This is a genomic window from Bacillus salipaludis (genome assembly GCF_004358205.1).
This window is the reverse complement of record NZ_SMYO01000003.1, coordinates 220,879-245,129: the sequence shown is the minus strand read 5'-3', so window position 1 is coordinate 245,129 and position 24,251 is coordinate 220,879. Positions and strand designations below refer to the sequence as shown.

The following is a 24,251-nucleotide window of genomic DNA, read 5'->3' as shown; positions in this document are numbered from 1 at the left end:
CTTAAAAAATAATTGTTTATTTAATTCATTGATTTGTCCAGCAGGAAATCTCCTTTTGGTAAGGTAATAATCTTTCCACCAATTTGCACATGAATGGTATCGTTAAAGATGGCCTTCACGATTCCTTTTAAGGAAATGGTTGAATTAATGTCAATTTTTTTCGGTTCAGAATTGGCTGCCAAATTATTCACACCTTCCAAGGTAGTATGGTGATATTATATAGGATGAAGACCACAAAACACTAGACAGAAGTATTGGGATTTTATGATTATTCACATCATATGAAAATCTTTCCGGCAGGTGCCTAGATATTTCAATCCTACAGTAATTTTCTTTAATAATTCGGTGAAAAAATCAAAAATCCTGTTCACTCCAGAAATTTTTAAAAAATTATGTTCATGTTATATCCAATCTCATTTAGTCAAGGGGTGCCAACTAAGAAGTGGATATAACATGAACTATGGTTCATAGTATTACATGGTTTAAGAAAACTGTCAATGGAAATATGAACAGAGGTTCACCTTTTTGTAATTTATGATATGATTAGATCTGAGGTGATAAAATGTCAGACCGTGAAGACCAGTTGGTTGGTGATTTTCCACTTGTTCCAAAACAAGAGCGTGCTCAGCAAAAAAGGAATGCTCTGCTAGAAAGTGGGCATGCGTTGTTTATTTCAAAGGGCTATGAACAAACAACCGCAAAGGAAATTGCCGCCAAAGCAGGGGTTGCTACAGGGACCTTTTATCGGTATTTTTTAGATAAACGTCAATTATTAATGGCGCTATTAGAAGATAAAATTGAAAAACTGATGCCTCCTGAACCAAGCTGGGTAATCGGGAATCCTGAAACAAGGTTAGCTGAACTGTTTGAAGTGCATGGGAATAGATTGCAGCGGCTTGGATTACATCGTGTATTACCTGAATTAATATTAAAGGATCCGGAGCTTTCAAAGGTTATAGCTTCTGCAAAATTGAAAATTCACAGCAGAATCTATGCAGGATTGCAAAAAGCTAGTGAGAAGGGTCTAACCTGGAATGACTTAGATTTAAACACACTTACTTGGTCGATCATGCTGCTTGCTGAGAATACAACCGGTAAAGTGTTGGAATCAGGGGATACCGAGGAATATCAAAAAACTGCTAAAATAATCTGTAGAATGGTTTTCCCTCCTGAGGTATTGAAAAAATTACAAACTGACGAAAATTACGAAGAAAATTTAGAGAATTGAGAGAGAGGGAGTTTTCGGTTGGAAATTGAACAATTCCTTAATATAAAAGAGATTAAAGAATTAAAGGTTGAATTAACACGTTTTATGATGGCCTATAAGTTTGCCTTGGATGAAATGAATACAAAAATAAGTATTCTTCAGGATGAATTTAATTTTATACATGACTATAACCCGATCGAGCATGTGAAGTCGCGGTTAAAATCGCCGGAAAGTATTTTAAAAAAGGTTTACCGCAAAGATTTTGATTTTACGTTAGCCAGCATCAAGGAAAATATTAAGGATATTGCGGGAATAAGAATTACCTGTTCCTTTCGCTCTGATATTTATGAAATAAGTAAAATGATTGCAAACCAAAAGGATGTTAGAGTTGTTGAATATAAAGATTACATTCAAAATCCCAAACCAAATGGCTATCAAAGCTTGCATCTTATTTTGGAAGTACCAATCTTTATGTCTGACCGGGAGGAATTAGTCTATGTCGAAGTCCAAATCCGAACGATCGCAATGGATTTTTGGGCAAGTTTAGAGCATAAAATTTATTACAAGTATAATGAGGAAGTTCCTCAGAAAATGATTGTAGAGTTAAAGGAAGCTGCAACCATGGCTACTCATTTAGATCAAAAAATGGAACGACTTCACAAAGAAATATCGGTCATCAAAGAGGAGAATAAAAGAAAAGAAGAGACAAGTATTTTTAATCTTGTTGGTCATCAATTCTCTATTCCCATGTTAGAGACATTAATGGAAAAGGTCGGGGACCGAAAGTAAAAGCACTTTTTTTAAAAGGTGCTTTTTTTATCGCTCTTTAAGGCGAATTTACCCAAATATAAATGGAAAATATTTTATTTTTTTGTTTGACATTTTACTATAGGGGGGTATAGTATATTTTGTAAGGCTTTGTTAAATGACAATGTTGATTTTGAACAACGTTGATTGGAGCGGAAGGCACGAAGACTTCTCGAAAATGCTAACGCATTTTCTTCATGCGTGGGCTGATTCAAGGAAGCAATTCAGTGTCCTGTGGGATTACGGGACAGGGGAGACCCCGCAGGAGCGAAGCGACGAGGAGGCTCCCCGAACCGGCCACGAACCGCTTGTGCCTGGAGCGGAAATCAACAACCAGGTTTAACAGAGCCAAAATTAAAATAAATTTTAGCTGACAGGTTAGATTAAATACCAAATAATAGAAGGGGAGTAATAAAATGAAAAAATGGGCTCTTGCAGCAATAGTCTATTTGCTCGCTATTATTGGCGGCTATTGGGTATACGATGCCAATTTTAAGACGGAAGCTAAGACAACGATGGATATGAGTCATGAATCACTGGTGTTAACGAGTGAAAGTCATGCCCAAAATGAGTCAGGGTCGGGCCACCATCATGAAAGTACAGGTATAGAAGCAGGAGAAGTAAAACCAACTTTTAGCTATAAAGATGGCAATATAGAAATTACGCTAAAGGATATGCAAAATAATCCTGTTAATGACCTCGATGTTAATCATGAAAAATTGATGCATTTAATTGTGGTGAATGATCATTTGGATCAGTATTATCACATCCATCCAAAAAAAGTAGGTCCCGGGAAATTTGTAATTCGCTATCCGTTAGCAGAAGGTAAATATATAGCGTTCATTGATGTGAAGCCAAAAAACCTGGATTATAAAGTGGAACCTGTTCCTTTTAATGTTGGTAATCCAGTGTCTTCCCATACTCATCCAGCATTAGTTCCAGATCAAACCTTAGTAAAAACAATAGATGGAGAGAAAGTGGAGTTGAACGTAAGTTCTTTTGAAGCCGGGACTCCTGTGACATTAGTGTTTCAATTGGATGACTCCAAACTTGAGCAGTATTTAGGTGCTGCCGGTCATGTTGTTATTCTAAACGAAAATGCAAATCAATACTTGCATGTCCATCCAAAAGATGAACAAAGACCCGTGTTCGAAACCCAATTTGACCATCCCGGCACCTATAAAATTTGGGCAGAATTTAAACAGGCTGGAAAAGTTAGAGTATTTCCATTTATAATTAAAATTAAGTAATCATCCATTTATATGTAATAGGATTGTCAGCCTATGTCTAATCCATTACGATACCGGGGTATGATATGAAAATGAAAAGGAGGGCGTGCGGATGTCTATTGATCATAATAATGAAGAGGTAATCTTGGATGATGAGTGCTGCGCTTCAGAAGGAAGCCACAGAAAAAGCCATCATTCAGATAAGGTAAAAAATAATCTCGTAACACGTCTCAATCGGATTGAGGGCCAGATTCGTGGAATTAAAGGATTGATTGAAAAAGATACGTACTGTGATGATGTGATTACGCAAATTTCCGCAACCCAATCAGCTCTAAATAGTGTGGCAAAGATTTTATTAGAGGGACATTTAAAAAGCTGTGTACTTGAAAGAATTCAAGAAGGGGACATGGAGGTTCTTGATGAGGTTCTAGTAACGATTCAAAAATTAATGAAAAAATAACGGGGGTTATAAACATGGAAAGCATTACGTTAAATGTTAAGGGTATGTCCTGCGGCCATTGTGTAAAGGCAGTGGAAGGCAGTGTCGGAGAGCTTCAAGGTGTGAAGAAGGTACAGGTTCATTTAGATAAAGGTACTGTTGATATCGAATTCGATCAAAATGTTGTTACGGTTAGCAAACTAAAAGAAACGATTGATGATCAAGGATATGATGTAGTGTAGGATCAGTAAAAATTATATACTAGCAATATAGATTACTTCTGTTATAATAAGTAGGGGAATAAACTTCATACTGTAAAATGTAGGGGAGCCGGTGTAGCCGGTTGAGAGTTCGTTCTAAAAACGATGACCCTTGGAACCTGATCTGGTTAGTACCGGCGGAGGGAACATATTCTTAAACAAATAAATTGTTTGCCAATATGCACTCGAGGTTCTTAGAACCCGGGTGCTTTATTTGTTTTGGGGCAATTTTTGTTCTATTATGCTTATAGTAGCTAAATCGGTCTGCAAAAGGAATTCTAGTTTATTTCCACTATTCATTCCGAACATTTCGGAAATTTTACATATGGGGGATTTAAAAAATGAAGAAGTGGCTTATATTACTACTCACTGTTTTCCTGATTGCCGGGTGCAGCAGCAAAAAAGAAACAGATACGGCGAAGGAAAATACCAAAAAGCTTAAAAAGATTACGGTCGTTCTTGACTGGACACCTAACACGAATCATACAGGACTTTATGTTGCAAAAGCAAAGGGATATTTCAAGGATCAAGGCTTAGACGTTGATATCATTCAGCCGGGCGAAACAGGTGCTGATCAGCTTGTTGCGTCTGGAAAAGCGGATTTTGGCGTGGGCTATCAGGAGGGTGTCACACAGGCACGTGTCCAAGGTGTTCCGCTTGTATCCATTGCCGCGGTTATTCAGCACAATACATCGGGATTTGCTTCGCCCGTTGACAAAAATATTAAAGCACCAAAAGACTTTGTAGGAAAAACATATGGTGGATGGGGTTCTCCTGTTGAAAAGTCTGTCATTACTTCTTTAATGGATAAAGAACATGCCAATGCAAATAAAGTAAAGATCATTAATATGGGAGATACAGATTTTTTCACGGCTGTGAAAAGGGATGTTGATTTTGCCTGGATTTATTACGGTTGGACCGGTGTAGAGGCAGAGCTTCGCCATCAAAAAATCAACATGATCTACCTTACTGATTATTCTAAGAAACTTGACTATTATACACCAGTGTTAGAAACAAACGAAAAGATGATTGCAAATAATCCTGATACCGTTAAGGCATTTTTAAAGGCAGCATCACAAGGGTATGAGTTTGCGATAAAAAATCCTGATCAAGCAGCAGATATTCTTATCAAAGCGGCGCCGGATTTAGATCCAAAGCTTGTCAAAGCAAGTCAAAAATGGTTATCACCAAAGTACCAGGACGATGCAACAAAGTGGGGATTACAGAAAAAGACAGTTTGGGAAAACTATGCTTCTTGGATGTACGATCACAAGCTTCTTGATAAAAAGCTTGATGCCGAAAAAGCATTTACAAATGAATTTTTACCAAAATAATGGAGGGGTTTCACATGGCAAATGCCTTAGTGAGCATTCAAATTATACCGAAAACAAAGGATGGAGAAGATGTTATTCCTTATGTGGATGAAGCCATCCGTATTATTGATGAATCTGGAGTAAAATATCAGGTTCATCCTTTGGAGACCACGATGGAAGGTGAGTTGGAACACTTATTTAGTGTTATCACCAAAATGAATGAGCGCATGATGGAGATTGGCAGCAAAAACGTGATTTCTCAAATCAAAGTATTGTATCAGCCGTCAGGAATCACGATGGATCAATTAACGGAGAAGTACCGCTAATATGAAGAAACTGCTTTTAAAAGGGTGGAGACCATTGTTGGTTCTCCTCCTTTTGTTCGTGATATGGGAAATTGTCGTAAAAACTGCAAAGATTGAGGAGTGGCTGCTGCCGGCACCGTCGAAGATTTTTGCTGAAGCCATCCACGGCTGGAGCGAATTTTATCCGGATTTATTCTCGACGACAAAAATTGCTTTATTTGGTTTTGTAATCGGAGCGGTGATTGGCTTAGTTGTGGCGTTGGTTCTTTACTTAATACCGGTTTTACGAGATTCTTTTTATCCGCTGCTCATTCTATCCCAAAATGTCCCGACCATTGTGCTTGCACCGCTATTAGTAATTTGGTTTGGTTTTGGTCTGCTGCCAAAAATGATAGTAATCACCCTAGTTTGCTTTTTTCCTATAACTGTTGCAGCACTGGACGGCTTCAGGCAGACTCCCGCAGAGCTCAGACATTATATGATGATGGCGGGTGCTACGAAAACGCAGGTTTTTTGGAAGCTGGAGTTTCCCTTTGCATTGCCATCAGTTTTTTCCGGTTTGAAAATTTCAGCAACCTATAGTGTGATGGGGGCTGTTATTTCTGAATGGCTTGGGGCTAAACAGGGAATTGGCGTCTATATGACAATGGCATCCTCTTCGTTCCGCACCGACCGTGTGTTTGTTGCGATTTTTGCCATTATGTTTTTAAGCTTATTATTTTTTCTAATAATTGTGGTGGTGGAACGAAGGGTTGTCCGCTGGCAGATGAAAGGGGATGAAGGAAAATGAGTCATCTTATGCTGAAAGATGTTTGGAAAAGCTTTGGAGCAAACGAAGTCATGACCGGGATGAATTTTTCTATCAAAAAGGATGAGTTTGTTTCCATCATAGGTCCTTCGGGCAGCGGCAAGAGTACGATTTTTAATTTAATCGGTGGGATGCTGGCCCCGGATCACGGTCAAATCCTGCTTGAAAAAAAAGTTATTAACGGAAAGCGCGGTTTGATAAGTTATATGCCGCAGACGCCTTCACTGCTTCCATGGAGGACCATCCTTGATAATGTAGTCCTTGGACAGGAGCTTCAAGGCAAAAAAGAAATCAGTAAGGCAAAGGAAATGCTTGAGATTGCCGGTCTTGCCGATTATGAAAAAGCTTATCCGCATGAACTCTCCGGTGGAATGAAACAACGGGCTGCTTTTATCCGTGCTTTGTTAAGTCCGCAAGCAGTGATTTGTTTGGATGAACCTTTTTCAGCTTTGGACGAATTAACCCGTTTCGAGATGCAAAAATGGCTGTTATCTATGTGGGAGACACACAAAAGGACGGTTCTGTTTATTACCCATAATATTGAGGAAGCCTTGTATCTTTCCGACCGAATTCTTGTGTTATCGCAAAAGCCTTCGAAGGTAATTAGTGAAATGGAAGTGCCGTTTGCGAGGCCACGGGATGCGAGCATTCTGCTGGAAGAGCCATTTTTGCAGTGGAAACGCAAGGTTCACTTTACATTAACTGGGCAGGTGGTAATGCGATGAAAATGATCGATGCTCATATTCATCTAGATCATTATAAAGACAAAGAAATTCAGGTCCTCATGGATGAGGCTGGTTTGATCGATGCTCTCGTTTCGGTTTCATTTGATCTTGAATCTTGTAAGAGAAATCTTCAGTTGGCTAGCGAGTTTGAAAAGGTTAGACCTGCCTTTGGATTTCATCCTGAACAGCCGCTTCCAATTGTAGAGGAGCAGGAAAGGCTTTTTCAGTGGATGGAGAAGCATCGAACGGAAATGATTGCAATTGGCGAGGTAGGGCTTCCTTATTATAGGAAAGCGGATCGCAAGATTTCTGCGAAAGAGTATACGGAGTATATTGCGTTATTGGAGATTTTTATACAAAGGGCGAAAGAATGGAAAAAGCCGATTGTTCTTCATGCGGTCTATGAAGAAGCCCCCATTGTTTGTAATCTTTTAGAAAAATACTCCTGGAATCGGGCACATTTTCATTGGTTTAAGGGAGACCAAAAGACGATTGCTAGGATGATTGAAAACGGCTATTTCATTTCTGTAACACCGGATGTGGTGTATGAAGCGGAAATCCAACAATTAGTGTCAATCTATCCTCTGGAACAATTGATGGTTGAAACGGATGGACCATGGCCATTTGAAGGACCGTTTGCAGGGAGGATAACCCATCCAAATATGATGGAAGAATCGATTCGTGTGATTGCCAAAATTAAAGGACTCTCAGTTGGTGAGGTGTCTGAAAAATTACGTGAAAATACGGTTTCGTTTTATCAAATTTAAAGCGTCTCAGCTTAAAAGGTGAGACGCTTCTTTTCATTTGTAAGCCTTTTGCCCAAGTAATGTTTGGAGGTCGACGATTTCAAAGCCTTTTCGAGTTAGTTCTTCAATGATGTGTGGCAGGGCTTTAGCTGTTTGTACTTTATCATCATCAGAATGCATGAGGATGATGTCGCCATTTCGGATATTTTTCAAAACATTATATTCAATATTACTGCTTTCCATTTGCGACCAATCCAGAGTATCAATCGACCATAGGACAATCTTATAACCATTTTGTGCCGCGGTGGTGATCACCGTATTATTTACAGCGCCATAAGGTGGACGAAGCAGTGCAGGTTTTTTACCAATTACCTCAAATATCTCCTCTTCTGTTTGAGCCAAATCTGTTTTTATTTCCACAGCCTGGAGTTTACTCAAATCATGATGAAAGTAGCTATGGCTTAGCACAAGATTTCCATTGGTGTATGCTTTTTGAACAACCTCCGGATACTTTTTTACTTTCTCCCCGATAAAAAAGAAATTCCCCTTTAAATGGTAGTTTGCCAGTGTTTCAATTATGCTTGGTGTATTCATGAGGTCAGGGCCGTCATCAAAGGTTAGGGCAACTCTTTTTTTGTTCGGACCATTAAGGAATACGAAATTTTGATGATTTTTTGCAACCTGAATCATTTGATTGCGCCAATTCTGCATATTTTGCCAGGCCGTCACCGATAAGTTTTTTGATACTCCTTTTATTGGAAGGATATAGGGAGGAGTGGTGGTTGCGACAGTATCATTTGGACTTAATAAGGAAATGTGATCGACCTTTTCAGTGTTTTTCGGAACAATGAATCGTAGTTCGAATTGTTGCGTAATTTTATAGCCATAGATTTGATCGTCCTGATTGGTTCTAAGATAGTCTGGTTTGCCTAAAGTTTTTACGATTTGAGGGTAAGTTAGCTGATGAAGCTGCTCATCGTAAGAACGGATATCTACCAAAATATTTTTTGCATTATAACCAAATACGGTGTGTTTTGCAGGGTAATTGGCATAATAAATTCCTCCGATTTGATCGGTATTAGCGGCGGGGCCCCATTGTTTTTTAACATCATTTATTGAATTCATGTGTACGGCAAAATTAGATGTAGCTACTTTCCCTTCCTGGGCAAGTTCCATTGTATTTTCTAACAATGAGTGATTTGGTTCTTTATCGTCAGGAGGAGTTATTTGATGCTCTTCAGCTTTTTTACCAGTATGTTCTTTCACAGACTTTGTATTATCTCTTGGAAAAAGACTGCAGGATGTTAGGGAAATCAAGCATAAGAAATAAAGAAGAAATTTTTTCATGTGTGCCTCCTTTGATTAGGAATTGTATAACTCAATTTTACTTTTAAACGATATCATAAAAAAGACAATTTTTCTAAAAAAGGTTGAAGGAATAATGGGTTTTAAAATTGAATAAAATATTATAAATATTCTGAAATCATAGGGGTGATGCATATAAGATTCAGCAAGGTTTTCATATGGATCATTTCATTTCTTATTGTCATACTTAGTCTTTTTGTCTATTCCGGGTTTAATGGTACGCCATGGGAGAAGCATCGTCAAAGTAAAAATATGACTACTTATTTGACGAAAAAATATCATAATGCATTTATTATAAAAAATATCGATTATAATTTTTTAAGTGAAACGTATCAAGCCTATTCCTATCCGAAGGGACATCCTGAACTGGTCTTTACGGTGGAAGAGGATGAAGATGCTTCTGCCGGATATTCAGATACATTTCCGAAAGTCTTTTGGGAAAGTGAGTTATCAAGTAATCTGAAAAAAACCATTAAAGGACTATTCCCCCACTTGGACAAAACAACTTTTACCGCCGAGCGAATTGTTGATCGAGGGGAATATTTTGGTCCCCATATACCGACCTATCAAAAAATCTATACATCCCAGCTAGCCTGCTCAATCACTATTTATATGAAAACTAAATGGGAAAAAGTGAAACAAGCCACAGAACTTGAAAAAGTGAAAAGGCTAAGCCACCATTTAAAATCGATTCATTTTCCTGTACTTATTCAAGTAACCTATTATGAAAAGGCGCGAAATGAAAATGACAAAGTTTTTTTTATAACAGAGGATGGCAGGATTGTCGAAAATTAGAATGCGAAAGGCATACCACTTTTTTAGTGGTGTGCTTTTTTGGTTGTGGATGGAGGATTTTAAGAAAAGTCCGGAATGGACAAAATGGAGAGTAGTACTGGAATGTAATAGAGGAGAGCAAAAATGGCAAGTTTACGCAGTGTTATTTTTAAAAAGATAATGAACCGAGCAATTCTTAGAACGGTCGGAACAAGTATTGAGGAAAAGCGCAGAACGATGGACCGGGCGTCATTAATGTGGACAAGGGTTCCGAAGAATTGTATGGTGGAAAAGGTGTATATAGAGGGAATAGAAGCGGAATGGCTTACAAATAAGCCTGTCGCGGAAGATAAGGTACTGCTCTATTTTCATGGCGGCGCCTATACATATGGATCAACGGACTCCCATCGGGCATTAGCCGGGAAAATTGGGAAGGCAGCAGGCGTAAGGGTGCTGCTCCCGGAATATCGATTGGCACCGGAAAATCCATACCCTGCTGCGATTGAGGATGCCGTGAAGATCTATAAATGGTTATTAGAGCAGGGATTTGAATCCAGTAACATATTCGTGGCCGGTGATTCTGCCGGCGGCGGCTTGAGTCTTGTGTTAACTCTTGTATTAAAAGAAGAAGGAATAGGGTGTCCAGCTTCGATTATTTGTCTATCACCATGGGTCGATTTGGCCAGCAGCGGGGTAAGTTATTGGAAGAAGGTAAAAGAAGATCCTCTGTTTACACCTGATGGCATTAAAAAAGCAGCACGGGTTTATGCTGGTGATGAAATCTTAACAAGCCCGTTTATCTCCCCCGTATATGCAGACTTAACAGGTCTTCCACCAATATTTATTCAAGTGGGCAGCGAAGAATTATTACTTAGCGATGCTGAAATGCTCGCAGCACAGGCAAAAAGATATCAAGTCCCGGTGAATTTTAAAATTTGGCAAGGAATGTGGCATGTCTGGCAGCTAACCGGAAACCTTCTCCCCGAAGCAAAACAAGCCATCGCAGAAATCGGAGACTTTGTTAAAAGGCATTGACACTGTGGTGTGATACAGTGATACAGTGACAGGCACCGCCCGTGGACTTTTAGGTTGATTTGTCCGTGTGGGGCGTACAGTAGTTGTTTTAATGGAATTTGGAGTGGAATTGGGGTATTTTGGAATGAATTGGATTAAGTTTTTGCTTAGAACACAGGTTATGGCAATAATATTTGGGGTATTTAGAATCCTCTGTTTACATATTTTGGCCTTTTTTGATCAACCGGAAAGAGCGCTGCAATATATTAATTGGTTTGTGTATGGATTAGCAATTCTATTTGGAATCCTTGCCTTTTTAATGACCAGATATTTTATTGGCAGGAGTTGGATTGCGGTCTTACTCGTTCTGATTTCCTACTTAATCATCTACCAGCCGATTTTGCTTAATGTGCAAAGGACAATTTTGCATCAATCGACTGGGGATTATCAGGTCATAAATTTTTTAGCGATTTCAACGGGGCTTGTTTATTTTGTTATCCTTGCATTCGGTATGGTTTTGGGGTACTGGTTTGGGTTAGGAGCTGCCAAACGATGATTTTTCTATTGAGGTAGTACAAAGCGTCGTCCCCATTCTAATCCTCAAAGTTTTCCCGGAACATGATATAATTTATTTACTTATTTAGAACAAGGAAGTGGAAAAATGGCAATCCAACGCCCGCAAATGGAACAATCAGATTTGACTCATTATATTCCTCCAAAAGGGGAATTTGAAACTTTCCGTGATGAGGAGCATTTCAAGGAAAAGCTCAGGGAGTGGGGGTTATCTGCCTCAAAGGAAGAGTTTTGGTATAAGGAGCGGAACTACCAGCGGCTAGTATCCATTAAAGGGTATGAGATTTATGGCCGTGCCAATGATTTGAATACACTAATCATTGAATTCCAAGATGGCAATTTAAGCTGTATCCATCCAGCGTATTTAAAGGAAATGCAGCAGGCGAGTTTTGGAAAAGAGAGTATGTTTACGGTTGAAGAAAAGGAAGAGGAAAAAACCGATTCACAAGATTCAGAAACGGAAAGTTCCAATTTGGAGGAGATTCTGGCTACTGAACCTGATGAAAAAGTTGAATCGGCTACAGAGACCACTAAAGCTCCTGAGCCGAAAAAAGCCAAAGAACCAAAGAAACCGAAAAAAGAGAAGGCAAAGAAGCTAGATCTTCCTTCAGAAAAGGTTCATTTCACAGCAACTGTTAAACAGTTTGCATTGACTTACAATGGATTTACCGAGGAAAATGATGAAGTGGTCATTTTAGAGAATGTCACCATAGTCCAAGACTCACCTCTTGAGCTTGAATATGCTTGGTGCAGCCATAGCAAAACCCTTAAAAAATTTGAGCTAACAGTAGGAGACAAGCTAGAATTTGACGGGAAGGTTGCGGCAAAAAAATTGCCAAAGGGAAAAGACGTTGAAGAAGAGTTTGTCGTGGATGTTACCGTGCTTTATAAAATCAATAATCCATCAAAGATTGTAAAACAGGAAAAATGATGATTGAAAAGGGACTTTGAAAAAGGTCTCTTTTTTATATTGAAAAAAATATGAACCCTCCGTGAACTTTATGAACAAAATGGAGGTTAAGTTTTTTATGCGGTTTAACTGTATAAACTATGAATTTATCTGAAACTTTATAAAATTAAGTAAACGGTTACAAGGGGGAAATGAAATGAAAACACTAAAGAAAATTTCAGCAGTAATGTGTGCAGGTGCTCTTGCGCTAAGCTTGGGGGCATGCAGCAGTAAGGAAACATCTAACAGCAGCACGAATAAAGAAAGTACTGGCTATCCAACGAAAGCGATTACAATTGTGGCTCCATCAGGTGCAGGGGGCGGATGGGATCTGACAGCACGCTCATTTACAAAGGTTTTAAGCGAGACAAAGCTAGTCAAGCAGCCATTAACGGTTGAGAATAAGCCAGGTGGCGGCGGTGCCGTATTTATGGCTGAGTATGCTACCCAGCAAGCTGAAAACAACGACATGCTTTTTGTCAACTCACCGCCAATTATCATCAACAACCTCAAAAAAGAGGGGAACAGCCCATATGGCTATAAGAACACTACGCCACTTGCTCAGTTAACAAAGGATTATGGGGCCATTGTCGTTAAAAAAGATTCAAAATATAAAGATCTAAAATCCGTATTGGAAGAAGTTAAGAAGGATCCTAGCAAACTAACCTTTGCCGGCGGTTCTGCACCAGGCTCCATGGACCACTTAGTTTCGATTCTGCCAGCTTATAAATACGGTGTTGACCCAACTAAAATCAAATATGTCTCCTATGATGGCGGCGGCGAAGCAATCACCGCGCTGCTCGGCGGTAACGCAGACGTAATTGGAACCGATGCATCAAGTGTTAAGGAATTCTTAAAAGCTGGGAAAATTCGCGTTCTTGCCGTGACAGCTGCAGAACGTTTGGGAGGGGACTTTAAGGATGTTCCAACCGCCAAAGAACAAGGCATAGATGCTGAATTTACAATCTGGCGCGGTGTGTTTGGTCCTGAAAAAATGTCTGCTGAAGCTAAAGCATATTGGGAAAAAGCTATTGATAAACTAGTCAATTCGCCAGAGTGGAAAACCGAAGTAGAAACACAAGGCTGGGAATTAGAATACAAAAACAGCGCAGACTTCAAAGCTTTCTTGGATGATCAGGAAAAGCAAGTTCAACAATTATTAGAAGCATTAGGCATGCAGAAGTAAACAAAAAGGGAAGGGGAATCAGCTTCTCCTTCCCGCTTATTTTCAAGTCAGGAGGTTAGATAAAATGGATATAAAATTCGACCGATTTGCCGCTGTGCTGTTTCTGGTTATTGGAATCCTGTTTATCATCGGCAGCAAAAATCTCACAAGCTCTTCTTACGGTAGTGTTGTCGGACCAGATATTTTCCCATTCATTCTCGGAATCGCACTCGCCTTGTTAAGCATCCGTCTATTTATTGAAACATTAAGGGGACAAAGGTACAAATTCGGGAAAAAAGAAAAACTGGATTACAAGCCGTTTCTTATTATCTTAGTAGCAACTCTAATTTATGTTTTAACGCTTGAAACGATTGGGTATGTCATTACCACGTTTATTTTCCTCTTTGTCTGCTTCCAGGCAATGGAACGCGGGAAAATCATTAAATCACTCATTATTTCTGCATGTTTTTCCGGAATTGTCTATTTTTTATTCGTAGAAGTGCTAAAAGGAACACTACCGGGCTGGCCTGTATGGATTTAATTTTTAGAAAGGAGGCTATTTAATGAGTACGATTGATTATTTAATGCATGGATTTGGAACAGCACTTATTTGGTATAATTTACTCTTTGCCTTTGTTGGCGTATTAATTGGTACTGCTGTAGGGGTTCTCCCAGGGATTGGTCCAATGAGCGGAGTCGCCCTTCTCATCCCGGTCACGGCATCCGTTACTGGAGCCCTTCCGCCGGAGCAGGCAGCGACAAGCGCAATCATACTCTTAGCCGGGGTCTATTACGGAGCTATGTATGGAGGATCAACGACTTCCATTCTATTAAATACGCCTGGGGAGTCCTCTTCGGTTGTAACGACTTTGGACGGATATCAGATGGCAAAGAAAGGCCGGGCCGGCAGCGCCTTATCAATCGCTGCAATAGGTTCCTTTGTGGCCGGGATTGTAACTCTGATCGCCTTGATTGCTCTGGCACAGCCGTTATCAACCATTGCATTAAAATTCGGTCCGTCAGAATATTTTTCACTAATGTTATTAGGATTAATGGCAGTTAGCGGATTAGCCGGAAATTCGGTTACAAAAGCGCTAATTATGACAGTTTGCGGTTTATTATTAGGAACCATTGGAATTGACAGCGTTTCAGGAATTGCCCGCTTCACTTTTGATGTTCCATGGCTCTATCAAGGAATTGAATTTTTAACGGTAGCTGTTGGTTTATTTGCTCTCGGCGAAGTATTCAAAACCATTTTGGAAAAAGAAGAAGAAGATGGAGAAATAGCACGGATTAATAATATGATCCCATCGAAAGAGGAATTTAAAGAATCGGCTGGACCAATTGCCCGAGGTTCGATTCTAGGTTTCTTTATAGGAATCCTTCCCGGTGCGGGTGCAACGCTAGCTTCTTTTTTCTCCTACATCCTGGAAAAAAAGATTTCAAAAAATCCATCTAAATTTGGTACAGGAACAATTGCCGGCGTTGCTGCACCAGAATCTGCGAATAATGCTGCATCTGGAGGAGCGATGATTCCACTGCTCACTATGGGTATTCCCGGCTCAGGTACGACGGCAATTTTAATGGGCGCACTGATGATGTATAATGTTCAGCCAGGCCCGCTATTATTTGAGGACCATCCAAGTGTTGCTTGGGGCTTGATTGCCAGTATGTTTATCGGTAACCTCATGCTATTAATTTTGAATCTCCCGCTCGTAAAAGTTTTTGCAAAAATTATTCAAACACCAAAACAATATTTAATTCCATTAATTATCGCGATCTCAATTTTTGGAGTCTATGCAGTTCAGGTATCGATGTATGATCTTTTGTTATTACTAGCATGTGGTCTCTTAGGATATTTCTTTAGTAAAAATGATTATCCGATTGCACCGCTTGTACTTGGACTTGTTTTAGGACCAATGATTGAAAACAATTTGCGCAGAGCTTTAACGATTTCGAATGGGGACTATAGCGTATTTTTCACCCGTCCGATTTCCCTAGCTTTCCTCATTATTGCTATTCTTTGGCTGATTGTACCAACCCTTATGAAAATGAGAGGGAAACAAGTTGTCATCAATGTTGAAGGATAAAGTGAAACCTCAATCATTGGGGGGCTTCATCACTGATTGTTAGTTGAACCAATCGGGCTTTTACGGGCAGTTGATCCAACACTTATCTTTTTTGTACCTCAATTCTTGAAGTGGGGGTCTTACTGCTCGTTAATCCGAGATAAAGATTTCAAAATTTCTGAAATCCATTTAAAAACCCCTTTTTTTAAGGGGTTTTTTTTTATATGATAATAATAGAGGTGTTTGGATGCGTTTACATACGAAATTAATGCTGGGAATGTTCGTACTTATTATTGTCCTTGGCGTTATATTAGAAATTACCTTTAAAAATATCATGGAGACTAATCTTAAGCACGATATGGGAACAAAGGCCCTATCTGTTGCTCAAACTATTTCGAATATGCCGGGTATTAAAGACGCTTTTACTACTAGCGACCCAGCCGCCATTATTCAACCCATCGCGGAAAAAATACGGAAACAGGTGGGAGCCGAATTTATTGTAATTGGGAACCGCGACGAAATTCGTTACTCGCATCCAAAACCAAACCGGCTGGGACAAAAAATGGTTGGGGGAGACAATGATGCTGTTTTCAAAGGGAAATCGGTTATTTCAGAATCGACTGGGACATTAGGCCCTTCACTTAGGGGGAAAGCACCAATATTTAACAATGGAAAAGTAATCGGTGTTGTCTCCGTTGGCTACATGCAAAAGGATATTCATACAGAGGTTGCAAAAATTCAGCGAAAAATCTTTATTACCACTCTACTTATTTTAATCGGGGGATTAATCGCAGCACTATTAATCTCATTAAATATAAAACGTGCAATATTTGGACTTGAACCTAAAGAAATCGCATGGATGTATCAGGAAAAGCATGCCATCCTGGAATCGATCCATGAAGGGCTTATCGCAATCGACACAGCGGGAAGAATAACAGTCGTGAATGAAACCGCTCATAAAATTTTAAATGAGCCACTCGATGTTTTGCTTCGCGGGAAAAAAATTGAAGACGTCTTGGAAAATACTCATCTATTAGATGTAGTAAAAACAGGACAAGCCGAGTATGATCAGGAAATTATTATTCATGGTGACGTTTATTTGGCGAACCGCATTCCGATTTTAGATAAAAAGGGTGAGGTGATTGGAGCAGTTGCGAGTTTCCGAAACAAGTCTGAGCTTGCCAATCTTCTCCAGGAATTATCCCATGTGAAAGCCTATGCTGAAGGGCTGCGGGCTCAGACACATGAATATTCTAATAAACTTTATACTTTACTTGGGTTGATTCAACTTGGTTCCTATAAAGAAGCTATTGAGTTTATTTCTAAAGAAGTTGATTTTGCCCAGGGTTTCATCCTTTTTTTAATGAGGGAAATCCCGGATCCCATTATTGCCGGATTCATTTTAGGCAAGGTCAGCTTGGCTAGTGAGCTAAAAATTCATTTTTCAATTGACCGTGAGAGCAGTTTTCAAGATGTTCCGAAGGAGATTAGTAGGGAAACCCTAGTAACGATCATCGGAAATCTGATTAATAATGCGTTTGATGCGGTAAGGGACAATGGCAAGGAAGAAAAGAATGTTACCTTGTTTTTAACCGATCTTGGGAAAGAACTGATTATCGAGGTTGAAGATAATGGAAAGGGAATATCATTAGCGGATCAGGAGCGGATTTTTCAAGCAGGTTTTACGACAAAGAATACTGTTAGTAATGCCGGGATTGGTCTAAGCCTTGTTCAAAAGGCGATTAGGGACCTTGAGGGTTATGTTACTTTATCATCCGAAAAGGGTGAAGGGACGATTTTTACGGTAGCGATACCGAAAAGCAGGGGGTGCCTACATGAAAAAGAGCCGCGATATCGAAGTGTTAATTGTTGAGGATGATTTGCGGATTGCGGAAATTCAAAAGCGTTTTATTGAAAAAATAGAGGGTTTCCAGACCGTGGGGATTGCTGTAAATTATGAGGAAGCAAAAACCTATATCGAACTACTGCAGCCTGACCTTCTTTTATTGGACGTCTATTTTCCGGATATGAATGGGCTTGATTTGCTGAAGGAGACAAAACAGCAGGTGAAGCAAATGGACGTGATTATGATTACCGCAACAAAAGAGATTCATAAAGTTCAAGAGGCCATTAGTATTGGTGTTTTCGATTATATGATTAAGCCCGTTGTTTTTGAGCGTTTTAAGCAGTCATTAGTACGCTATCAGGAATATCATCTGAAGCTGGTGGAACTACACGATGAAAATCTGCATGTTACGCAGCAGCAGGTGGACAAGTTGCTGCGTAAGGAAGTAAGCGGGTCTGGGGCGGCAAATGACAAATCCTATTTGCCGAAAGGAATTGACCCGCTGACACTGGATAAAGTACTGATTGTTCTCGGAAAAGTGGATTGCGGTCTGACCGCAGAGGTCGTCGCCAAAGAAATTGGTGTAAGCCGAACCACCGCCAGACGCTATCTAGAGCACCTCATGTCCGAGGAAAAAATAGCCGCGGACCTAGCATATGGAACCGTCGGACGACCAGAGAGAGTCTACAGGTGCCTGACACCATAGAAAGACATTTGGGGTGGTTTTGTCCGTGTGGAGTGGACATTGTTGGAAAAGGGACTTTGCCGTGGCAAAGTCCCTTTTTGGGTTTAGCTGGAAACGGTATTGGATTGGGAGGAGTCTATTTTTTCAGGTACTCTTAGTAGAATTGCACCGCCAATGACGAACAAAATAATGAGGCTGAATATGCCGCTTTTTGTATCTCCCGCTAGTTTTCCTGTTACACCGACTAAGGTTGGCCCTAAAATAGCGGCAAATTTATAGAAAATATTATAAAAACCAAAAAACTCATTGGCATTTTCTTTTGGGACTAGTCTTGCAAAATACGAACGGCTTAAGGCCTGAATTCCCCCTTGAGAGGAGGCAACAAGCATAGCCAGAATCCAAAAATCCAATGTTGAATCAAGGAAGTAAGCATAGGAACAAATGACAATATAGACAAAAATCCCGACAAGAAGCATTTTTTTTGCTCTGAATTTTTCTGCAAGTTTTCCGTATAATATCGAAAACGGACAGGCAACAATTTGCGTTGCAAAAAGGATGATTAAGAGGTTATTAGAACTAATGCCGATATCTGTACCAAATACGGTAGACATGGTAATAACCGTATCAACCCCATCAATATAGAAGAAATAAGCAACGAGGAAAAGGAAAAGCGCACGGTAAGATTTGATATGTTTAAAGGTTCCAACCATTCTTTTAAAGCTATTAGATACAGGATTGGGAACACGCTCGACATAATACACCTGTTCTACGTTTTTCAGCATCGGGATGGTGAATAATCCCCACCATAAAGCTGTAATCGCAAAGGCAGCCTGACTTGCAACGGTAACGGAAAGAGGAAGAATTCCTTTAGATGATAAAATAATTAAGGCGATACTTAAAATGAAGGGAATGGTACTTCCGATATACCCCATCGCGAATCCTCTCGCAGAAATCCGGTTCATCCGTTCCTCAGAGGTCACATCGACAAGAAAGGCATCGTAGAAAATATTCGCTCCAGCAAAACCGATGACAGTGAACATATAACAGATTAAGAGAATCAGCCATTGGTGATGGGGAACGAAGGCTAACAGCAGGGTAAAAACAATTCCGAGTCCAAAGAAAAAAGTGAAAAATCGTTTCTTAAATCCTTTATAGTCACCTATCGTGCCTAATATCGGCGCACAAATGGAAATCAGCAGGGTAGCAATCGAATTGGCAATTCCCCAATAGGCAGTCGAGTCTACTGCGGCAACCCCTGCATCATTTGCTGCCGATTTAAAATATAATGGAAAAATGGCTGTCGTAATCAGTAACGAATAGGCAGAATTAGCCCAGTCGTAAAAGACCCAGCTTTTTTCTTGCTTTGACAAACGCTTCATCCAATTTCCCCCTTTGGTCTGTTTTTGCTTTTAGTTAAATATATGCATAGCCATCGTCACTTATATAGCCACCTAAATAAGATATTTCCAGTTTTGTTTTTATTGTATATAGTAAATGAGAAAAATAATTTCCTTAGAAATAATTTTATAATATTTTGAATTTTATGTAAATGTTTGAAAGGATTGTGACAAACACTTTGAAAAAACATGGTGTGATTTCGTTTGGTGAAGCATTTATCGATTATATTTCGAAGGACCGCAGCAATACCAAGTTTACACAGTTGTTGGGCGGTGCTACGGTAAATGTGATTGCCGGCACGAGAAGACTAGGTATTCCCTCCTATTATTTATGTAGATTAGGGGTGGATGAGTCTAGCTTATTTGTTGAGAAAGAACTGGCGCGGGAAAAAGTCAAAACGGAATATTGTGTCCGTACGCCTAGTAAGAAAATTTGTCGTGTATATGTTTATTTAAATGAGCAAGGTGAGCGGACTTTTCATTCCTATATCAATCCCACTCCTGATGAATGGCTGCTGGAGTCAGAATTACAGCGTGATTTATTTGAAAATGCTAAGATCTTTTATTTCGGTTCCGGGACACTTTTTCATGAAACGGCTAGAGGAACAACTGATCGGGCTTTGAAGTATGCAAAAGAGTCCGGCTTATTAAGGGCTTTTGATACCAATATTCGGCTGAAGCGCTGGGAGAGTGATGAGCAATGCCGGGAAACAATTCTTTCTATATTGCAAGAAGTCGATTTGGTGAAAATGGCTGAGGAGGAATTGTTGTTTCTGACTGAGACTAGTTCTTTAGAAGCTGGATTGGAGAAGCTCTCGGGCCTGAAGATTCCGTTTCTATTGGTCACGAGGGGAAGTAAAGGAACATATGCGATTAGGAGTGGAAGCGGAATTTTTGTGCCAGCCGTAAAGGTAAATGCAATTGATACAACTGGGGCTGGGGATGCGTTCATGGCTGCAATATTGTTTGGATTCCATGAAAAAGGGATACCGGAAAACCTGTCTCAGTTAGAAAAATATACGCAATTCGCGAACGAAATTGCGGCACTTTCCACAACGGAAATAGGTGCGTTGACTGCACTTACGAATCTACAGGAGAAAGTGCAAATATTTAAATGGTTCTAGGTTTTCTTGATATAGGATGTGAAAAAATTACTTTCCATTGTAGGTTAAAATTATTATAAAAGAAAGGAAATTTTAAGGAGGGGATTTTCAATGGGGATTTCTCGTTTTTCTGTAAATGGTTCATGGCAAGGTGATCGGAATGGTACTGGACATATTGAAGCAGCAGGATTGGATATAACTGCTTCTGTTCCAAAGGAATTTGATGGTCCGGGGATTGGCTCAAGTCCAGAGGAGCTTTTGATTGCTGCTTCAAATAATTGCTACATGATTACACTGGCAGCGATGATTAGCAACCGCAAAATTGAGGGTGTCAGCTTCGAAGTTGTTTCGGAAGGCATTGTTGATAAAATCGATGGAAAGCTGAAATTTAAGCAAATTAATCATAAACCAACTATTTACATAAACCCGGATGCCGAGGTTACAGTCGAAAAATTAGAGGAACTAGCAGTCCGCGCAGAAAAAGCCTGCTTCATCTCCAACACCCTAAGATGCAGCATCGAATTCTCAGTCCAACCGAAAGTAATCGTTAAATAAGGTGACAAAATAAGGTGACAGGCACCGCACGTGGACAAACGGCTAAATTTGTCCACATGGGATGGACAACGGTGGTCGCAGGTATAGGAAAAGCTTGGCAAATGTAAAAGGACGTAAACTGGTTAAATAGTTTACGTCCTTTATTTCTAATAACTGGACCTGGAATTGTTTTATGCACGGTTTATTTTTCTTGAATAATAGGTTAACGTATATATTTTTTTCTGAATGCCTATAATGGAAAAAGTTTTATAAAACAACCAGAAAGAGGTTTCAGATGAATATTTGGTTTAATCGCTGGTTTACGACAGTTTCTCACTATATCGATATGATTCGTGAGAATCCGGATCAGCGGAAGTTTATGATTTATGGAACACATCCCAACAAGGATGCCCTTTATTTAAAGAATTGTGATTTTGCTTTTATTGAACCGGATGTTACCGGTGAGGAATATATTCAGTTTTGTCTTGAGTTTTGTAAAAAGCATAAAATTGATATTTTTATTCCTCGAAAGGAAAACGTACTAATTTCTAAACGGCTTACGTTATTTGAGGAGTTGGGTGTAAAGGTTCTAGTTTGCCCTGATGCTGAATTAATGGAGACAATGGATAATAAGGCTGCAGCCTACCAATCCATTGAGAAATGTGCGAAAAATGGTAAACCTTTGGTTTCTATTCCTGATTATTTCGTGGTGAATACGGTTGATTCTTTTAAACATGCATATGAACGGCTACAGAAAAAAGGGCATACTGTTTGTATTAAACCCGTAGTCGGTGAGGGAGCGAATGGTTTTCGGGTGATTCGAGAGGAAAATGACACCATTGATCAGCTCTTTTATCATGGAATGAGCCGTCGGATTCCTTTTCAATATGCGTGCGAAATTCTGGGCCAAAGTGAGTCGTTTCCCGACTTAATGGTATTGGAGTACTTAGACGGTCCCGAATATAGCATTGATTGTTTGGCAACAGAAGAAAAATTAATTGCTGCTATTCCACGGCTAAAAGGTTCAGGAAGAGTTCGAGAGCTTATTGAACATTTTGAGCTTATTCAGATGGCTCATGCTTTTCATCAAGAGTATCAATTGCCGTATGTGTTTAACATTCAGGTGAAATATAACGGAGATGTCCCTAAACTACTGGAAATCAATCCGCGGATGAGCGGGGGGATGCATTATAGTTGTCTTTCTGGGATCAATATGCCATACCTCGCCATCAAAATCCTGTTAGGTGAGGAAATCGAGCTAGTGAAACCTAGATTTGGAATTAGGGCTAGTTATATTGAAAAAGAAATGATAATTGAATAAAAGGAAAACCTGCCATTCATTCAAGTGGTAGGTTTTTTACATATAGAGGTCACAGTTCTAAGAGTTTACATACCACTTTACAAGTACAAAAGCCCGTTTAGGAAGTGTCCGCCCTAAAAGGACATTTTTCCTCGATTTGTCCACGAAGGGTGACAGGCACCGTACTGTTGGTTCCGTACAGTTTTCGTCAAAACTAGTCAAAACATCACAAAATAACACGCTAGTTTTAGTGTTTGGATAATAATATAATGTGGTTAAAGGTTTGACCATTAGACGTTCCAATCTTTAATTTTGGGTCGAAATTCATTATGAAGGGAGGGATTTTTTGCGTGGATGAAGAGGAAAACAACCAGTTTGCCAGTGTTTTTAATAAAGTTCAACCAGTTAGAGGTTTTGAGGATGTTCTCACTCAAATCTATAATGCAATTTATAGTAACCAATTAAAAACCGGTGATCGGCTTCCAAGCGAACGTGAAATGGCCAGTATGTTTGAAGTAAGCCGGACAACCATTCGTGAAGCAATAAGGGTACTTGAGGCAGAACAGGTGGTAGAAGTCAAAAGAGGCGTGAACGGTGGCATTAGTATAGTAGAACCTAAACCCGACCAGCTGGGCCGTTCGTTGGAAACCTTACTTCACTTCCGCGGAGCAACCTTTATAGAGCTTGCCGAATTTCGTACCGATTTTGAAGGAAAAACAGCCTTTTTGGCAGCAGAAAGAGCAACCCATCTCGAGACTCACCAAATTATCCTCATTGCGAAAAAATTCATAGAACTGACAACAGATATCAATACACCGTGGGAGCAATTAATCGACCTAGACCTTGCGATGCATGAAGCAGTGGCGTATGCCTCAAAAAACCAAATACATATTGCCATTATGCTTGGAATTCAAAGTGTTCTACGAAAGACAGCATTAAGTTTAGAAAGCGGTAACGACCAAAAGTTTCGTGAACAACAAGCGATAGAGTTAATGGAAATTGCACAAGCCATTCAAAACCGTGATGCGAATACGGCCAAATTAAAAATGGCAGAACACGTCGAGGGAAATATTACATCGAAAATGAACCAAAGTCTCACTGATTTGAAATGATTATCAGTCTCCTTCATATCATTATGTTTTTTTAAAAACATCTCCGAGTCAACACCCTTATTAATAAACAAAGGGGTTGTAAAAATGTCTTCTAGTAAACTCCTTATAAAAAAAGGCCAGGTCCTGGTAGATGGACAATCCGAAGGACCTGTTTTAGCCACAAATGTTCCACTAAGCTTTTGGGGTGGACTAAATCCAACCACAGGGGAAATTATTGACCGACATCATCCGTTATCAAAGGAAAATGTAACTGGTAAGGTATTTGTTTTACCGACAGGAAGAGGTTCCTGCACAGGGAGCGGGATCCTTCTCGAAGCGATCTTTTCTGAGCACGCACCCACAGCCATTCTTCTATGTCAGCTTGACGAAATTATTTCGCTCGGCTCTATCGTTGCTGATGAATTTCTGCAAAAATCCATCCCGATTATTGTCTTAACTCCTAAAGATTTTGATGATGCGTTAAAAGCAAAATATGCTTTTATAGATAAAGCTGGAAAGGTAAAATTGCAAATCTAGACCGTCTCCA

At 39.7% G+C, this 24,251-nt stretch carries 27 protein-coding genes and 1 riboswitch; of the genes, 24 read left to right on the top strand and 3 right to left on the bottom strand.

Annotation, left to right across the window (positions count from 1 at the left end):
- Positions 1-20 precede the first annotated feature (20 nt).
- Positions 21-182 (bottom strand): hypothetical protein, encoded by a 162-nt coding sequence (locus tag E2K98_RS30820; protein ID WP_165976193.1) that lies wholly within the window; start codon positions 180-182, stop codon positions 21-23.
- A 380-nt stretch (positions 183-562) separates the two neighbouring features.
- Here E2K98_RS30820 and E2K98_RS06585 point away from each other — a divergent pair, with 380 nt between their 5' ends.
- The 10 genes from E2K98_RS06585 (at position 563) to E2K98_RS06540 (ending at position 7,860) form a co-directional block, all read left to right on the top strand.
- Entirely contained in the window at positions 563-1,228 is a 666-nt protein-coding gene (locus E2K98_RS06585; RefSeq protein ID WP_133333460.1) for a TetR/AcrR family transcriptional regulator, read from the top strand.
- Between the two features lie 18 nt (positions 1,229-1,246).
- Complete coding sequence (locus E2K98_RS06580; protein ID WP_133333459.1) at positions 1,247-1,996, top strand: GTP pyrophosphokinase; 750 nt, start codon at positions 1,247-1,249, stop codon at positions 1,994-1,996.
- Positions 1,997-2,430: 434 nt separating this feature from the next.
- Positions 2,431-3,264 carry a hypothetical protein gene (locus E2K98_RS06575; RefSeq protein WP_133333458.1) on the top strand — a complete coding sequence of 278 codons (834 nt, stop codon included), beginning with the start codon at positions 2,431-2,433 and terminating at the stop codon, positions 3,262-3,264.
- A 91-nt stretch (positions 3,265-3,355) separates the two neighbouring features.
- Complete coding sequence (locus E2K98_RS06570) at positions 3,356-3,703, top strand: metal-sensitive transcriptional regulator (protein ID WP_133333457.1); 348 nt, start codon at positions 3,356-3,358, stop codon at positions 3,701-3,703.
- A 14-nt stretch (positions 3,704-3,717) separates the two neighbouring features.
- Positions 3,718-3,924, top strand: a complete 207-nt coding sequence (gene copZ, locus E2K98_RS06565; protein ID WP_026575337.1) for a copper chaperone CopZ — start codon at positions 3,718-3,720, stop codon at positions 3,922-3,924.
- Between the two features lie 71 nt (positions 3,925-3,995).
- A riboswitch (TPP riboswitch) is annotated at positions 3,996-4,105 on the top strand.
- 178 nt (positions 4,106-4,283) lie between these two features.
- On the top strand, positions 4,284-5,276 hold the full coding sequence (locus E2K98_RS06560) for an ABC transporter substrate-binding protein (RefSeq protein ID WP_133333456.1): 993 nt from the start codon (positions 4,284-4,286) through the stop codon (positions 5,274-5,276).
- 14 nt (positions 5,277-5,290) lie between these two features.
- On the top strand, positions 5,291-5,581 hold the full coding sequence (locus tag E2K98_RS06555) for a thiamine-binding protein (RefSeq protein ID WP_026575339.1): 291 nt from the start codon (positions 5,291-5,293) through the stop codon (positions 5,579-5,581).
- A 1-nt stretch (position 5,582) separates the two neighbouring features.
- Positions 5,583-6,350, top strand: a complete 768-nt coding sequence (locus E2K98_RS06550) for an ABC transporter permease (protein ID WP_133333455.1) — start codon at positions 5,583-5,585, stop codon at positions 6,348-6,350.
- Positions 6,347-7,093 carry an ABC transporter ATP-binding protein gene (locus E2K98_RS06545; RefSeq protein WP_133333454.1) on the top strand — a complete coding sequence of 249 codons (747 nt, stop codon included), beginning with the start codon at positions 6,347-6,349 and terminating at the stop codon, positions 7,091-7,093. Before E2K98_RS06550 ends, E2K98_RS06545 begins: the two co-directional genes overlap by 4 nt.
- Positions 7,090-7,860 (top strand): TatD family hydrolase, encoded by a 771-nt coding sequence (locus E2K98_RS06540; RefSeq protein ID WP_235824735.1) that lies wholly within the window; start codon positions 7,090-7,092, stop codon positions 7,858-7,860. Before E2K98_RS06545 ends, E2K98_RS06540 begins: the two co-directional genes overlap by 4 nt.
- Before the next feature lie 33 nt (positions 7,861-7,893).
- Here E2K98_RS06540 and E2K98_RS06535 read toward each other — a convergent pair whose 3' ends face one another.
- Positions 7,894-9,186 carry a DUF4309 domain-containing protein gene (locus tag E2K98_RS06535; protein WP_133333453.1) on the bottom strand — a complete coding sequence of 431 codons (1,293 nt, stop codon included), beginning with the start codon at positions 9,184-9,186 and terminating at the stop codon, positions 7,894-7,896.
- Positions 9,187-9,333: 147 nt separating this feature from the next.
- On the opposite strand from E2K98_RS06535, the gene E2K98_RS06530 reads away from it, so the two are divergent.
- The 9 genes from E2K98_RS06530 to E2K98_RS06490 all read left to right on the top strand — a co-directional run bounded on the left by E2K98_RS06530 (position 9,334) and on the right by E2K98_RS06490 (position 18,300).
- Entirely contained in the window at positions 9,334-9,999 is a 666-nt protein-coding gene (locus E2K98_RS06530; protein ID WP_133333452.1) for a YfjL-like protein, read from the top strand.
- Between the two features lie 123 nt (positions 10,000-10,122).
- Positions 10,123-11,013 (top strand): alpha/beta hydrolase, encoded by an 891-nt coding sequence (locus E2K98_RS06525; protein WP_133333451.1) that lies wholly within the window; start codon positions 10,123-10,125, stop codon positions 11,011-11,013.
- Between the two features lie 124 nt (positions 11,014-11,137).
- The gene (locus E2K98_RS06520) at positions 11,138-11,548 is read left to right on the top strand and encodes a hypothetical protein (protein ID WP_133333450.1); all 411 of its coding nucleotides are present in this window, start codon (positions 11,138-11,140) and stop codon (positions 11,546-11,548) included.
- A gap of 105 nt (positions 11,549-11,653) precedes the next feature.
- Complete coding sequence (locus tag E2K98_RS06515) at positions 11,654-12,496, top strand: hypothetical protein (RefSeq protein ID WP_133333449.1); 843 nt, start codon at positions 11,654-11,656, stop codon at positions 12,494-12,496.
- 175 nt (positions 12,497-12,671) lie between these two features.
- The gene (locus tag E2K98_RS06510; RefSeq protein ID WP_133333448.1) at positions 12,672-13,700 is read left to right on the top strand and encodes a Bug family tripartite tricarboxylate transporter substrate binding protein; all 1,029 of its coding nucleotides are present in this window, start codon (positions 12,672-12,674) and stop codon (positions 13,698-13,700) included.
- A 64-nt stretch (positions 13,701-13,764) separates the two neighbouring features.
- Positions 13,765-14,220 carry a tripartite tricarboxylate transporter TctB family protein gene (locus E2K98_RS06505; RefSeq protein WP_133333447.1) on the top strand — a complete coding sequence of 152 codons (456 nt, stop codon included), beginning with the start codon at positions 13,765-13,767 and terminating at the stop codon, positions 14,218-14,220.
- Positions 14,221-14,242: 22 nt separating this feature from the next.
- Positions 14,243-15,769, top strand: a complete 1,527-nt coding sequence (locus E2K98_RS06500) for a tripartite tricarboxylate transporter permease (protein ID WP_133333446.1) — start codon at positions 14,243-14,245, stop codon at positions 15,767-15,769.
- A gap of 226 nt (positions 15,770-15,995) precedes the next feature.
- On the top strand, positions 15,996-17,621 hold the full coding sequence (locus E2K98_RS06495; RefSeq protein ID WP_133333445.1) for an ATP-binding protein: 1,626 nt from the start codon (positions 15,996-15,998) through the stop codon (positions 17,619-17,621).
- Positions 17,584-18,300, top strand: a complete 717-nt coding sequence (locus E2K98_RS06490; RefSeq protein WP_133333444.1) for a response regulator — start codon at positions 17,584-17,586, stop codon at positions 18,298-18,300. The genes E2K98_RS06495 and E2K98_RS06490 overlap by 38 nt, the downstream gene beginning before the upstream one ends.
- A gap of 83 nt (positions 18,301-18,383) precedes the next feature.
- Here the strand turns inward: E2K98_RS06490 and E2K98_RS06485 are convergent, their stop codons facing one another.
- Positions 18,384-19,658: an MFS transporter gene (locus E2K98_RS06485; RefSeq protein WP_133333443.1), complete on the bottom strand. Its 1,275-nt coding sequence runs from the start codon at positions 19,656-19,658 to the stop codon at positions 18,384-18,386.
- 197 nt (positions 19,659-19,855) lie between these two features.
- Between E2K98_RS06485 and E2K98_RS06480 the strand changes: the two genes are divergently transcribed.
- The 5 genes from E2K98_RS06480 to E2K98_RS06460 all read left to right on the top strand — a co-directional run bounded on the left by E2K98_RS06480 (position 19,856) and on the right by E2K98_RS06460 (position 24,241).
- Positions 19,856-20,800, top strand: coding sequence for a carbohydrate kinase family protein (locus E2K98_RS06480; RefSeq protein WP_235824734.1), 945 nt, complete (start codon positions 19,856-19,858; stop codon positions 20,798-20,800).
- 90 nt (positions 20,801-20,890) lie between these two features.
- Positions 20,891-21,334 carry an OsmC family protein gene (locus tag E2K98_RS06475; RefSeq protein WP_133333441.1) on the top strand — a complete coding sequence of 148 codons (444 nt, stop codon included), beginning with the start codon at positions 20,891-20,893 and terminating at the stop codon, positions 21,332-21,334.
- A gap of 274 nt (positions 21,335-21,608) precedes the next feature.
- Positions 21,609-22,634, top strand: coding sequence for an ATP-grasp domain-containing protein (locus E2K98_RS06470; protein ID WP_133333440.1), 1,026 nt, complete (start codon positions 21,609-21,611; stop codon positions 22,632-22,634).
- 329 nt (positions 22,635-22,963) lie between these two features.
- On the top strand, positions 22,964-23,725 hold the full coding sequence (locus E2K98_RS06465) for a FadR/GntR family transcriptional regulator (RefSeq protein ID WP_165976192.1): 762 nt from the start codon (positions 22,964-22,966) through the stop codon (positions 23,723-23,725).
- 84 nt (positions 23,726-23,809) lie between these two features.
- A complete protein-coding gene (locus E2K98_RS06460) occupies positions 23,810-24,241 on the top strand; it encodes an aconitase X swivel domain-containing protein (protein ID WP_133333438.1) in 432 nt (143 codons plus the stop codon).
- Positions 24,242-24,251 lie beyond the last annotated feature (10 nt).

What these genes read in the sequence shown, in the direction of transcription:
- E2K98_RS06585 (WP_133333460.1), top strand. Translation starts at nt 563, where the DNA reads ATGTCAGACCGTGAAGACCAGTTGGTTGGTGATTTTCCACTTGTTCCA.
- E2K98_RS06575 (WP_133333458.1), top strand. Translation starts at nt 2,431, where the DNA reads ATGAAAAAATGGGCTCTTGCAGCAATAGTCTATTTGCTCGCTATTATT.
- E2K98_RS06570 (WP_133333457.1), top strand. Translation starts at nt 3,356, where the DNA reads ATGTCTATTGATCATAATAATGAAGAGGTAATCTTGGATGATGAGTGC.
- copZ (WP_026575337.1), top strand. Translation starts at nt 3,718, where the DNA reads ATGGAAAGCATTACGTTAAATGTTAAGGGTATGTCCTGCGGCCATTGT.
- E2K98_RS06560 (WP_133333456.1), top strand. Translation starts at nt 4,284, where the DNA reads ATGAAGAAGTGGCTTATATTACTACTCACTGTTTTCCTGATTGCCGGG.
- E2K98_RS06555 (WP_026575339.1), top strand. Translation starts at nt 5,291, where the DNA reads ATGGCAAATGCCTTAGTGAGCATTCAAATTATACCGAAAACAAAGGAT.
- E2K98_RS06550 (WP_133333455.1), top strand. Translation starts at nt 5,583, where the DNA reads ATGAAGAAACTGCTTTTAAAAGGGTGGAGACCATTGTTGGTTCTCCTC.
- E2K98_RS06545 (WP_133333454.1), top strand. Translation starts at nt 6,347, where the DNA reads ATGAGTCATCTTATGCTGAAAGATGTTTGGAAAAGCTTTGGAGCAAAC.
- E2K98_RS06540 (WP_235824735.1), top strand. Translation starts at nt 7,090, where the DNA reads ATGAAAATGATCGATGCTCATATTCATCTAGATCATTATAAAGACAAA.
- E2K98_RS06535 (WP_133333453.1), bottom strand. Translation starts at nt 9,186, where the DNA reads ATGAAAAAATTTCTTCTTTATTTCTTATGCTTGATTTCCCTAACATCC.
- E2K98_RS06530 (WP_133333452.1), top strand. Translation starts at nt 9,334, where the DNA reads ATGCATATAAGATTCAGCAAGGTTTTCATATGGATCATTTCATTTCTT.
- E2K98_RS06525 (WP_133333451.1), top strand. Translation starts at nt 10,123, where the DNA reads ATGGCAAGTTTACGCAGTGTTATTTTTAAAAAGATAATGAACCGAGCA.
- E2K98_RS06520 (WP_133333450.1), top strand. Translation starts at nt 11,138, where the DNA reads ATGAATTGGATTAAGTTTTTGCTTAGAACACAGGTTATGGCAATAATA.
- E2K98_RS06515 (WP_133333449.1), top strand. Translation starts at nt 11,654, where the DNA reads ATGGCAATCCAACGCCCGCAAATGGAACAATCAGATTTGACTCATTAT.
- E2K98_RS06510 (WP_133333448.1), top strand. Translation starts at nt 12,672, where the DNA reads ATGAAAACACTAAAGAAAATTTCAGCAGTAATGTGTGCAGGTGCTCTT.
- E2K98_RS06505 (WP_133333447.1), top strand. Translation starts at nt 13,765, where the DNA reads ATGGATATAAAATTCGACCGATTTGCCGCTGTGCTGTTTCTGGTTATT.
- E2K98_RS06500 (WP_133333446.1), top strand. Translation starts at nt 14,243, where the DNA reads ATGAGTACGATTGATTATTTAATGCATGGATTTGGAACAGCACTTATT.
- E2K98_RS06495 (WP_133333445.1), top strand. Translation starts at nt 15,996, where the DNA reads ATGCGTTTACATACGAAATTAATGCTGGGAATGTTCGTACTTATTATT.
- E2K98_RS06490 (WP_133333444.1), top strand. Translation starts at nt 17,584, where the DNA reads ATGAAAAAGAGCCGCGATATCGAAGTGTTAATTGTTGAGGATGATTTG.
- E2K98_RS06485 (WP_133333443.1), bottom strand. Translation starts at nt 19,658, where the DNA reads ATGAAGCGTTTGTCAAAGCAAGAAAAAAGCTGGGTCTTTTACGACTGG.
- E2K98_RS06475 (WP_133333441.1), top strand. Translation starts at nt 20,891, where the DNA reads ATGGGGATTTCTCGTTTTTCTGTAAATGGTTCATGGCAAGGTGATCGG.
- E2K98_RS06470 (WP_133333440.1), top strand. Translation starts at nt 21,609, where the DNA reads ATGAATATTTGGTTTAATCGCTGGTTTACGACAGTTTCTCACTATATC.
- E2K98_RS06460 (WP_133333438.1), top strand. Translation starts at nt 23,810, where the DNA reads ATGTCTTCTAGTAAACTCCTTATAAAAAAAGGCCAGGTCCTGGTAGAT.